This window comes from Paenibacillus sp. FSL R7-0333, from assembly GCF_038000365.1.
Lineage (GTDB): Bacteria > Bacillota > Bacilli > Paenibacillales > Paenibacillaceae > Paenibacillus_AQ > Paenibacillus_AQ silagei.
This window is the reverse complement of the sequence record NZ_JBBOBZ010000001.1, coordinates 4,283,610-4,295,645: the sequence shown is the minus strand read 5'-3', so window position 1 is coordinate 4,295,645 and position 12,036 is coordinate 4,283,610. Positions and strand designations below refer to the sequence as shown.

Here is a 12,036-nt window from a genome sequence, read left to right as displayed (position 1 = left end):
GCTAAGTAAGCATTGCACGGCTTCCAGGCTGTTGCCGGATCAGTGGCTGCAGCTTGGAGCTATTCATTAACGGGAGATCAACCAGCTCCATTAGCGGGGGTACGATATGCCAGACGACATGAATGAAATCCTTCAACGGTTGACCCGGGTAGAGACCAAGCTTGACATCATGAACAGTGCAAGGGATATAGCGCTTGAGGCTATGCAGAGCAGCAAATCGGCGCATTTGCGGATGGATGAGATGCGGGATGAGCTGTCCAGATTGAAGCTCAGGCAAGGGGAGAATCAGCGCTGGCTGGTGGGCACGATCATTAGCAGCGTGGGGATGTGTATTGCCGCAGCGGGACTTTTGATGAAAATATTAATCGGGTAGCAGACAGGAAGAAGGAGATGGGGGAATGGCCAAAGGCTTTGATTGCGCAGCACCGCTAACACGTACACTGGCTAAGAAATTCAAGGAGGATGGTTACGAATTCGTATGCCGTTACCTCGTGCCCTCCGGCTGGAAAAGGTTAACCCAGGCGGAGGCGGTTGCCATCAGCGCTGCGGGGCTGCAAATTGTCTCTGTGTATGAAACGACCGCCAGCCGTGCGCTGAGAGGCCGTGCAGCCGGTCTGACAGACGGGGCGATTGCCGCACAGACGGCCCTTGCGGTTGGACAACCTGCCGGGAGCCGGATCTACTTCGCCGTTGATTTCGATGCCTCTGCAAAACAGATGGATACGGTGATAGAGTATATTACGGCAGCAGGAGAAGCCGCCCGGAATTACCAGTCGGGTGTCTACGGGAGCGTGACCGTTATTGAAGCTGCAATGGCCGCTAAGGCCTGCACCGGCTTTTGGCAGACGTATGCCTGGAGTAAAGGCCGAAAAGCGGAGGGTATCCACATTTATCAATACGACAACGGCCCCAAGGGATTGGGTCAGCCGGTTCACGGGGTGAATGTGGACCTCAACCAGTCCAGCGGAGAGGCGGGCTGGTGGAGCACACAGTCTGCTGCGGTTCCTGCACCAGGCAATGTAAACGGGGAGGGAAAAGACTATATGATGAAGAAAGAGGATGCGGGCAAGATCATTGCTTTTCTTCAAGCGGCTTATATGGCTGCAGGTAATGCAGAGTCTGGAAAAGAATTTCACCGTCTGGCGAATGAGCTGCGCAAAGCCTCGGGCCAAGCGGCAGACCCGAATAACCGTTAATCCGCAGAATGGTTAACAGGCTGCCTTAGGGCGGCCTTTTTGACATGAGAATATACATAATTAATTGAATAAATGGATTTATTTATAACTCCGGCTGTAAAAAGCGCTATGGATTTTACTTTATCTATAGGATCGATTTTTTACAGAGGGGGGACTCCATTGCAGACCCAAGCAACCGTAAGTAAGGAGAAAGATAAAGCATCCGGCGGCCATAAACCATACAGCAATCCGCAGGTACTCATTCATCCGGCAGCCACGAAACAACCGGACCCGGTAGAGATTATCCGGCGTGTCCGCCAGAATCCGGCTTCCTTAAGCCGTGAAGACAAGCTGGCGCTCCAACGCACACTCGGCAACCGGGCCGTGGTTCAATTGTTATCGAGTCTGAAGGAGGATGGGAAGAAGAAAGAGCAGGCAGATCATGGAACCCAGGCGGCTGGACCAAGTAAGAGCGCGGCCGCAGAAGCCCAGATGGAAGAGCATACGGATTCACCGGAAGCGGTGCAAGCAGAAGCAGAGCAAGCCAGCGCTCCGGCTGAAACCAAGATGCAGAGTAAGGAGGAGTCGGAGGCGCAGGCAGCAAGCGCTGCTGCATCTGTTACACAAACTAAGCCTGTCGGAGGGGGCAGTTCTTTCGGCCCAGGGGCTGTCAAGAAGACGGCAGCGCCTGCCCGGCCAAAGGGGAGAGTGGAGGCCGCTGTAGAGGTGCAAGCTGAAGCGGCAGAATCAGATTCCGCTGCTCCGGCTGCAGAAGAGGCCCGGGAAGAGCCGTCTGCGGGACCGGTACATGCCGGGAAGGCGGAGGAGTCAGCAGCAGCTCAGGGAGAGGAAGCGCCGGAGCCAGCCAAGAAGTCCGCCGCCTCCAAAGGCGCTGATGCACCGAAGAAAGCAGCGAAGGAGCCATCGCTCGGAGCAGCACTAGGTGCCTTGGCGGGAGATGGGAAGGAGAAGCCGGCGAAGGGCAAGGCGGTGAAGATCAGCGGTGAAGATCCGGGGCAGATTCTGGATCAGCTGACACAGGTTCAGCCGACAGAGCTGGGGGATGCCTATGCCCAGGCTGTGAATGTATCCTCCGGTGCCTTCACGAAGCAGACGCAGAAGACCAAGCAAGGGCTGCCTGCTGTTCCAGTGCCGACCGGCTTGAAAGGGAAGGTCCTGCAGGCCCGGAAGAAACCATCGGCGCTGAAGCACGCTGTGAAGGAAGGCTTCAAAAGCGAGCGTACTGGCGGGGCTGTTAGTACAGGGAAGCTGGATAAAATGAACATTAGTGCATCCGGTTCCGGGAGCAATCCAGAGGCGATGCTCAGCGAAATCCGCTCCGCAGCCGCCCAGCCGCCGGGAATCAGTATGACCGGGGAGGCAGATCCCTCCCAGATGGAGGGTTTTCATCAGGAGGCCTCCCAGCAGGTGAGCGCAGCCAAGCAGGCGGAGATGGGCCAGATCAAGCAGCCGTTCGGGGAGAATGAGATCTATCCCGAGCCGGATGGCACCGTGGTGAAGGCTGCTGCAGGGCTGAAAGGCGGGCAGGCACCCGGGGCCAAAAAACTGCCTGCGCTGGCACTGCCTGCAGATATGACTGCCGGACTGAACCGTAGTCTGGCTCCAGAGATGAAGAAGCAGCTTGGTACCAAGCAGGCGGAATATAAGAAGGAACAAGCCAAATTCGACAGTAAAGTGCTGAGCTCCAAAGCTGACAGCCAGGCGCAAATCCGGCAGGCCGAGACCGAGGCGAAGAACAAGCAGATCAGCCAGCAGACTGGAGCCAAAGCAGAAGTCACCCAATTGCAGGGCGAGTGGAAAAAGGAGCTGGATGCTGCCGAGACGGACTATACCAAACAGGCCGGGTCAGCCGCCCAGCAGAAGAAGCAGGAGATCAACAGTGTCCGCACAGACAAAGAGCGGGAAGCTCAGAAGAAGCAGTCTGAAGCGGAGCGGGAAGCGACGCAGGCCTACAGTAAAGCTAAGAAGGAAGCAGACGGCAAGCATGAACAGGAGAAGGCCAAGGAAGAGAAGAAGGGCGGCTTCCTCGGCTGGGTGAAGGGGAAGCTTGAAGCTGTCGTCGAACTCGTTAAGAAAGCAGTTAACTTTATTTTTGAGGGTCTCCGCAAAGCGGTTAAGTTTATTTTTGACAAAGCGAAGCAGGCTGTGCTGGGCATCATTGAACTGGGCCGCAAGCTGATTACAACCCTGATCAAGGGACTGGGTGTGCTGCTTAAAAAGCTGGTGTCCGTTGTATTTGCTAAGTTCCCCGGCATTGCGGCCAAGATATGCAGCAAGATTGACGGAGTTGTCAATAAGGCCATTAAAGCGGTCAACCAGCTGGCCCAGAAGCTCAAGACCAAGGTCACTCAGGTGATGGACTTCCTGGCTGCTAAGGTGGATCAGGCGCTGGCAGCAGTGCAGAACTTCTATTCCAAGCTGATCTCCACCCTAGGCAGTCTGCTGATTGCCACGTTCCTGGATGTGTTGTCCCGGATTGGAGCGCTCGGCCAGGCGGCGAAGCGTTCCTTCAGCCATCTGGAAGGAAAGATGTGGGAGTATCTGCTTGGGGTAGATATCTCCAAGCCAATGGGCGCTGGAGCAGCAGAAGGCGGAGTTGCAGAACAGGCAGAGGGCGAGGGTCCGGCAGCGGATGAGAAGTTGACCGCTGAAGATATCGAGATGGAATCGGTGGAGCAGGGTGAAATGGACCCTGCACTGGTGCAGGAGGCGAACTTGAAGGACGGAGAAGAGAGGGAGATGTCCGGCAGCCGTGACCCAGCAACAATGGACAGCATTATGGCGGAATTCGACACCGGAGCAGCCAAGCAGAGCCTTGGCGGCAAAATCGCAGACGGTGCGAAGCTGCGCGCAGGCAATGCGAAAATGTTGTTTGACCAAATTAAATCATTTGTAATAAAATGGATGAAGGCCCATGGATTACAGCTGCTTGCAGGCATAGCTGGAGTATTAGTTGTTGTGGGCGCTGCTTTTGCCATCAGTGGCGGTGCCATTACTGTTCTTATTCCCCCTATTATTAATATTATCACTGTTGCGATGCAGGCTCAGGCAATTGTTTCTATTGCACAAGCCTTAGCGCAAGCCGCCGGCTACATCGGCACCTACCTGAGCCAGGGCTGGCAGAAGATGATCGAACCTGCCGCAATTGCGCTCGCTACTGCACTGGCGATGGGACTGGTTGAGCTGGCGATGGCGGGTGGCTTCAAAGCTGTCGGAGCCAACCTCAAGAAAGCCGGACAAGCTGTCAAGAAGGGCGTCGGAGCGGCAGCCAGCGGGGTGAAGAACGTTGTAGGCGCAGGAGCCAAAGGCATCAAGAGCCTGCTGAAATCCGGGGCCAAGCTGGCCTCCAAGAGCGGCAGCATGATTATACGTAATGGTAAAATCGTGATCAAGAGCCTGCAAAAAGGGCTCATGAAGGGGGCCAAAAATCTCCGGGGCCTGCTGGACCGGATTCTGCAAAAGTTCAAGTTCAAGAAGTTCAAGCTGGTGCGCAAGGGCAAGCATATTCGTCTGTACGGCGAGGTTAATCCTTGGGTGTTGTTGATTGACGGAACTATGCAGGACATAGAGGAGCAGGATTTCAATCAAAAGATCCTGAAATTAAAGCAAGAGGGTAAGAAGCCGGTTAAGCTTAGTGATGCGGAATATAGCAAACTCAGTAAGCTAGAAGATACAGAGCTAAAAAAAATCTCTATGAATGCAGATGGGGATAAAGATAAGATTGATTTTGATAGCTTTGAGGACCCGAGTGATGTTATTAACCAAAGGGCGAAGAAAGCAGGACTTGATTTATCACCGAAGTCTAGCCCTTATAAGCAATTGGGATATAGGACAAAGAAAAAATTCAATAAAAAGGTTGATAATAGAACGATAACTAAAGAAGAGTGGAAAAGACTTCAATGGAATAAAAGACTCGATTCAAGAAGGGATGAAGGGGTGCAAAAATTCTGGGATCAGGAAAGAGCAAGAATTAGGAATGGTGAGCAAACAACTCGTGAATGGTCGCAAGAACAAATAAATGATATTTTAAATGATAAAGCACCCACTTTTAATGGGAAAACTATTACAGGACATCATGCTTATTCAGTTTCTAAGAATCCTCATCTAGCAGACAAAGGAGAGATTATATATCCGGCAACGTTTAAAGAACATTTAAAACGTTGGCATGGAAATTCATATCGTAAGAGTTTACCTGGTAAACCAATGAATCCGCAATTCCCGGAGGAATTTTAGAATAAAATATATATTTGAGGTGAGGTATTTTGTCCACATATTCTTTATTACTGGATTCAAATATAAGCGGTAAATTGTTAATGACAACAAAAAAACATGTGAATTTATCCCTTCATGAAATTAAATTTAACAGCATGAATCATATACCGATAATGATTGTAAATCGTAGAAACAAAGAGGAACTGGAGTTAATGAAAAATTTAGTCCAGGTATTATCAACACATCAATCAAAATTTAGGATTCTTAAACAAACTGAAGACGGGGTAGAAGAGTTACCACTTGAAATGTTCATGAATAGCTTTGAACTATCACGCCAAATTGCACAGGAGAGAGAACGATTGGATGCAATATTGCTAAAAGAGGACGATGAAGTTTAATAATATAATCTTTTTGTGGTAATGTTTTTAAGTGTATATTAATAACGTGAAGGGGCTACCAAGTGCCGAATGACCCCATCATTTTGTCAACCGTTAAATCAATCAGGTCAATTATGGTCAGATACTACCATGATTGACCTGTTTTTTGTTATCTTCATTTTCTTGGCTTTTTTAATATAACTGAAAAATCCAAGCTGATAAAAAAACTAACCATTCCCCCTCCCCCCAGTTGTAATCCCCCACCCAAAACTTACTTTATATATGAACAAGAAAATATAGAGTGAGGACAGAACTGCCGATGAAATTCAAAAAATTGGCTAGAGGCTATCGAAAGGAAACAGCGGAGGCTGCTGACCGTGTGGAACGGGTTAAAGCAGCCGGGCTTGGCGCAGGTGCTACAGCTGCTCCTGCTTCCGCTCATGAAGCAACTTCTGAAGCAACTTCCGAAGCAGTTCCCCGACAGGAGAGCAGCGAACCCGCTCCGCCCTACAGCTCCAACCAAGAACATCTCGCAGAAGAGCTGCAACTGCTGGAGCTCCGGCTTAAGCTCAGGTACCTTGCGGGACCGAAGCCGCACGCAGAGCTGGAGCTGGTGGACGAGGAGATCCGCAGTCTGCTGGATGTCCAGCCAGAAGATGAGCGTTACATCAATCTATTAACAGCGGAAATTGCTCATTTGGAACGGCAGATTGCTGCCAGACTGAGGACTAATTTCCACCCATCAGCAGGTCAGTCACCCAGTCCAGCTCTCCGCCTTACGTGCACAGAAATGGCTTCTGCACTTAGCCTGCCGGGGCTGGAGGTAACCAGTCCCGCACCCAGGCTCATGCTCCCGGAGGTGGCTTCAGCACTTAACCTGTCGGGGCTGGAGGTAAGCATCCTGGTCGCTTGTCTGGCGCCTGAGCTGGACGGCAAGTATGGACGAATCTATGCCTACCTGCAGAATGATATGTCGGACAAACGCCCTTCGGTGGGTTGGGTCCTGGATGTATTCGCCGGGGCAGAGGAGGAGCGGCAGGCGGCCCGTCTGCTGTTCGATGCGAATGCGCCGCTGATGAAGCTGCTGCTGGAGCGAAGAGGGGAGTACGGCGACAGCCGCATTCCGCTAATCGCCCGGCCGCTGAAGCTGGAGGATTGGGCGGTGAATCTGCTGCTCGGCTATGAGGTGCTGGATGAGCGTCTGACGAAGGCGGCGAAGCTTAGCACGGTGCCTCTTCCGCAGCAGTCCCGTTTCCCGGCTGAGCTAGAGCAGAAGCTGCTGCGGTTCGCGAAGCATTACAGCAGCAGCGGGGCCGGCAGCTCCGGTAGCTCTCGCAGCCTGCTATACGTCAGCGGGCCGGACGAGGCCGTGAAGCTCGGAGGTATCCGCGAGGTCTGCGGCACCCTGGGACTCTCTGTCCTGGTTGCCGATCTGGAGAAGCTGCTGCGCCCTGAGGCTGATTTCAGCGAAATGCTGAGGCTGCTTGGACGGCATGCGCTGCTGATGAAGACGGCCCTCTGCTTCACCGGCTTCGACAGCCTGGTGACAGAGGATGACCGCTACAGCCTGCAGATCCGGCTCCTCATGGAGATGCTGGCAGACAGTGCACCGCTGACGTTCATCCTTGGAGAAGCGCAGTGGGGAATCAGCTTCACCGGAATTCCGCTGAACTTCATGCAGATCGACTTGCCCTTTCCGGATGCAGCGGCCCGCAAGGCGGCGTGGACAGCCTTCGGCCAGAAGTATAAGCTGTCTCCGCAGATGGAACTGGATGAAGTCAGCGGCAGCTTCCGCTTCACTTCAAGCCAGATCCGGGCCGCGCTGAACGGCGGTGAGAACATCGCCGTCTGGAATGGCTCCAGGGAGAGGGGGATCAGCACGAAGGATCTATACCAAGCCTGTTACTTCCAGTCCAGCCGCAGAATCCAGGCACTGGCCTCGAAAGTCCAAGCCATGTATACCTGGGATATGCTGGTGCTTCCCGAAGAGCAGCTGAATCAGCTGAAGGAAATCTGCCGTCAGGTGAAATACCGCGCACTCGTCTATGGGGAGTGGGGCTTTGCGGGACGGCTGTCGCTCGGAAGAGGGCTGAACATCCTGTTCTCGGGGCCGCCGGGCTCCGGGAAGACAATGGCCGCTGAGGTGATTGCGACTGAGCTGAGTCTGGAAATCTACAAGATCGATGTCTCGCAGATTGTGAGCAAGTATATCGGGGAGACCGAGAAGAATCTGTCACGGATTTTTGATGAGGCGGAGACCTCGAACGCCATTCTCTTCTTCGATGAAGCGGATGCCTTGTTCGGCAAGCGCTCTGAGGTCAAGGATGCGCATGACCGGTATGCGAATGTGGAGATCAGCTACCTGCTGCAGAAGATGGAGGAGTACACGGGAATTGTGATTCTGGCGACCAACCTGAATCAGAATCTGGACGATGCTTTTGCCCGCAGGCTGCATTTCAAGCTGGAATTCCCGTTCCCGGAGGAGCAGCAGCGCGGCCGGATCTGGCAGGGAATGTTCCCGGCGGGAGCGCCGCTTGATGCCGGCCTGGATTACGATTTCATGGCGGAGAAGTTCATTCTGGCCGGAGGCAACATCAAGAACATTGCCTTGAATGCGGCCTTTTATGCGGCCCATGAGGGTTGTTCGATCGGGATGAAGCAGATCATGCTGGCGGCCAAGCGGGAGTATCTGAAGCTGGGCAGAACCTTTTTGCAATCGGATTATGCGCCCTATCACACACTGATCGAGGTGAAATAAGCATGGCCGTGGATACAGGTACGGTAATAAGAGATGTCAGCACCAGCCTGAAGGCGCTACTGAAGGCGCATGTGCCTGAGCTGAACGATGACAGCTTCATCAGCTTCGGCTCTCCGAGTGACATTGACAGCTCAACGATGAAGCTCTCAATGTGTTTGTATTATCTGAGCCATAGCCCAAGTATGCGCAACAGTGAGAAGGAAGAGACCGGCGGCAAGAATGAGTTCATGTATCCGCCGGCTTATCTGGATTTGTACTATCTGCTCACACCTTATGCCAAGGACAGGGAGACTGAGCAGCTGATCCTGGGCCGGATCTTTCAGCTGTTCCATGAGCATCCGGTGCTTAGCGGCAGCGATCTGCGGGGGAACCTGGCCGAATGCGGCAATGAGAAAATCCGGATCTCCTATAACAACCTGACGATTCAGGATATCAAGCAGCTGTGGGAAGTGTTCCCCGGGAAGCCGGCTAAGGTGAGCCTGTCCTATCTGGTGTCGCCGGTACGGCTGCCTGCGGATAAGACGATCCTGATCCCACGGGTTGAGGTGAAAGAGCTGGGCGTTCATCCCCTGTAGTCAGGCTGGCAGAGACTGCTTCTGTGAAGGGAGTGATTCATGGAGGGAATGACATGCAAGGCACCCGTACAAGCGGATATTCCGCAGACAAAGGCAGCTGTGCCTAACCGGATTGTGTAAGCTGACCAACCTTAAGTTTATGCTTCCTTAGCCAGTTTTGCCGAAGGTTTCTCTCAGAAGCAGAAGCTAATTAAACTTTTTTAGGAGGGTAAGAGATGGCAAATTATTTATCGCCAGGCGTGTATGTGGAGGAAGTCTCAAGCGGGGTCAAGCCGATTGCCGGTGTGGGCACCTCAGTCGGGGCCTTCGTCGGAATCGCAGAAAAAGGGGTCATCGGCAAAGCGGTACTGGTCACCAACTGGAGCCAGTTCGTCAATGAGTTCGGCCAGTTTATTCCGAATGGCTATCTGGCTTATGCCGTGTATAACTTTTTTGCGGAAGGAGGCACCTCCTGCTACGTAGTGAGAGCGGCATCCACCGATATCCGGCCGGCTTCGCTTGCGGTTCGCGATACCGATAATCTGGATTTATTCAAAGTAGTTGCACGTTCGGAAGGGGAGTGGGGCAACCGGATTTCGGTCAAGATCAGCCCGTCCTCTAACAAGCAGCAATTTGGCTTCAAGATGATTGTGCAGTATCTGCTGGACAGTGATTTCAATGATGAATACAGCGGAGAAGACGAAGAGGGCAAAATCGTCGAAATCTTCGACAACATGCTCTTGATCAATTTTGAAGAAAAGGTGAATCAGGTATCCGCCTTCGTCAGTGTGAAGCCGCTGGTGGACCTGACCATTCTGGAGAATATGGAGAAAACGCCGGCGTTCAATGAAACAGCCCTGTCCCTCAGCGGCGGTGTGAACGGGATGTCCCCGATTGATTTCCTGGGGGATGCGGTCAAGCGGGCCGGTATCCATGCGTTCGATACGATTGACGGCATCAACATTGTAGCGGCTCCAGACCTTGCAGATATGGCGTACAGCCGGGGCACCATCCTGGATATGCTGAACTATTGCAAGCTGAGAAAAGACTGCATCTTCATCGTAGATCCCCCACATGGCTTAAGCCCGCTGGAGGTCAAGGATTTCAAGGAGGGGGCGGGCGATTATTCGGGCAATTCATTCAATACGTCCTACGGCGCCCTGTACTATCCTTGGGTCTATATCAACGATCCGCTGACCGGGAAGCAGAAGCTTGTGCCGCCGTCCGGGGCGATTGCAGGCACGTATGCCTATGTCGATGCCGTACGCGGTGTCCACAAAGCACCGGCAGGCACCACCGACGGTTATCTGGATTCTGTAGTCGGGATTGAGAAGATCATTACCAAGGCGGAGCAGGAGCTGCTGAATCCCGGCGGCATCAACGTGATCCGCTCCTTGCCGGAAGGCATCTGTGTCTGGGGAGCCAGAACGCTGTCCGCCGATTCGGAATGGAGTTACGTCAACGTCCGGCGGCTGATGATGTACATTGAAGAATCGCTGGATGAGGGCAGCCAGTGGGTCGTGTTTGAACCGAATGATCCAAGCCTCTGGGGCAAGGTCAAACGCAATCTTACGGCCTTCCTGACCCGGGTATGGAGAGACGGTGCACTCTACGGAACCACGCAGGAAGAGGCCTTCTTCGTCAAAGTGGACGAGGAGAACAACCCGCCTGCCGTGCGGGATGCCGGCCAGCTGATTATCGAAGTGGGTGTAGCCCCGGTCAAACCGGCTGAATTCGTAGTCATCCGGGTCAGCCAGAAGACCTTATCCAAATAAGAGATTGAGAGGAGATTTATCCTATGGCAACCGGCAAAAGATTAGACCCTTACCGCAATTACCGCTTCCGCGTTGTAATTGACGGCATTCAGACCGCAGCCTTCGCAGACGCAACGATACCGGATACATCCACAGAGGCTGTGGACTACCGGGAGGGCATTGATGCCCCGCATGCACGCAAGCTGTCGGGCTTGACCAAATTCGGGAATATCACTTTGAAAAAAGGTCTGACCGACTCCCTGGAGCTCTACAACTGGCGCAAGTCGATTGAGGATAAAGGCGCGCTGAAGAACCGCAAGAGCTTGTCGATCATCCTGGTGGATGAAGAAGGCAATGACAAGGCGCAGTGGGATATCCTCGAAGCCTGGCCGATCAAGTATGATGTCAGCGCCCTTAGCGCCAAAGGCAACGAGGTCTCTGTCGAGTCGATGGAGCTGGTGCATGAAGGGGTACGCAGAGTGAAATAGCTTCCCGCCCTTCGTCATCGTCACTGTGGATGTGATGCGATACGCCAAAACATAAGATGGACGGTATGGACATCATATTCATGGCTGGGATGCCGGAAGGAAGCGAAGACATGAGGATGGTCTAGAGGAGGAAGTGAGGGAGATCATGGAACTATTACAAACTGAATTCAGCTTCACCCTGCCCAAAGGGTACGTGGATGAAGCGGGCACGCTGCATAAGCAGGGGACCATGCGTCTGGCTACCGCAGCCGATGAGATTACACCGCTACGGGATTCCAGGGTTCAGCAGAACCCTGCGTATCTGACAGTCATTCTGCTCTCCAGAGTGGTCACCGGACTGGGCGGGCTGGGCATGATTACACCGAGAGTCATCGAAGAATTGTATACCTCGGATTTCGCTTATCTGCAGGATCTGTATAACCGGATTAACCAGAACGGAAGTAATGCGGTTCATGCGCAGTGCCCCAAATGCGAGCAGCGCTTCGAGCTTGAACTGGAACCGCCGGGGGAATAGTCGGCTACCCCCTTGACCGCCTCTACGAGGAGGTAGCCTTTCTGACCTACTATCTGCACTGGGACTATACGGCGGTGCTGAACCTGGAGCATGCTGAACGGGACCGCTGGTGCAGTGAAGTCAGCCGGATCAACCAGAAGCTGAGTGGCGGGGAAGAGAAGAAGAACTTCTTTGAGGCTTAGG

Annotated in this window: 10 protein-coding genes; all 10 read left to right on the top strand. The window is 53.2% G+C overall.

Translation table 11 applies throughout. From position 1 onward, the window contains the following. Positions 1-106 precede the first annotated feature (106 nt). The 10 genes from MKY86_RS18110 (at position 107) to MKY86_RS18065 (ending at position 12,035) form a co-directional block, all read left to right on the top strand. Positions 107-373 (top strand): hypothetical protein, encoded by a 267-nt coding sequence (locus MKY86_RS18110; RefSeq protein WP_036700963.1) that lies wholly within the window; start codon positions 107-109, stop codon positions 371-373. Between the two features lie 25 nt (positions 374-398). Next, positions 399-1,196: a DUF1906 domain-containing protein gene (locus MKY86_RS18105; RefSeq protein WP_076086841.1), complete on the top strand. Its 798-nt coding sequence runs from the start codon at positions 399-401 to the stop codon at positions 1,194-1,196. Positions 1,197-1,355: 159 nt separating this feature from the next. Continuing rightward, positions 1,356-5,429, top strand: coding sequence for an HNH endonuclease (locus MKY86_RS18100; RefSeq protein WP_076086844.1), 4,074 nt, complete (start codon positions 1,356-1,358; stop codon positions 5,427-5,429). Between the two features lie 80 nt (positions 5,430-5,509). Then, positions 5,510-5,806, top strand: coding sequence for a hypothetical protein (locus MKY86_RS18095; RefSeq protein ID WP_076086847.1), 297 nt, complete (start codon positions 5,510-5,512; stop codon positions 5,804-5,806). Positions 5,807-6,164: 358 nt separating this feature from the next. Next, positions 6,165-8,543: an ATP-binding protein gene (locus MKY86_RS18090; RefSeq protein WP_340827314.1), complete on the top strand. Its 2,379-nt coding sequence runs from the start codon at positions 6,165-6,167 to the stop codon at positions 8,541-8,543. A 2-nt stretch (positions 8,544-8,545) separates the two neighbouring features. Then, positions 8,546-9,118: a DUF4255 domain-containing protein gene (locus MKY86_RS18085; protein WP_036733350.1), complete on the top strand. Its 573-nt coding sequence runs from the start codon at positions 8,546-8,548 to the stop codon at positions 9,116-9,118. A gap of 215 nt (positions 9,119-9,333) precedes the next feature. Beyond that, positions 9,334-10,872: a phage tail sheath family protein gene (locus MKY86_RS18080; RefSeq protein WP_076083186.1), complete on the top strand. Its 1,539-nt coding sequence runs from the start codon at positions 9,334-9,336 to the stop codon at positions 10,870-10,872. A gap of 23 nt (positions 10,873-10,895) precedes the next feature. Further along, positions 10,896-11,339, top strand: coding sequence for a phage tail protein (locus MKY86_RS18075; RefSeq protein ID WP_019910188.1), 444 nt, complete (start codon positions 10,896-10,898; stop codon positions 11,337-11,339). Positions 11,340-11,484: 145 nt separating this feature from the next. Continuing rightward, positions 11,485-11,853, top strand: coding sequence for a hypothetical protein (locus tag MKY86_RS18070; protein WP_036701224.1), 369 nt, complete (start codon positions 11,485-11,487; stop codon positions 11,851-11,853). Next, positions 11,850-12,035 carry a DUF6760 family protein gene (locus tag MKY86_RS18065; protein ID WP_076083189.1) on the top strand — a complete coding sequence of 62 codons (186 nt, stop codon included), beginning with the start codon at positions 11,850-11,852 and terminating at the stop codon, positions 12,033-12,035. The genes MKY86_RS18070 and MKY86_RS18065 overlap by 4 nt, the downstream gene beginning before the upstream one ends. The last annotated feature ends 1 nt before the right edge of the window (position 12,036 follow it).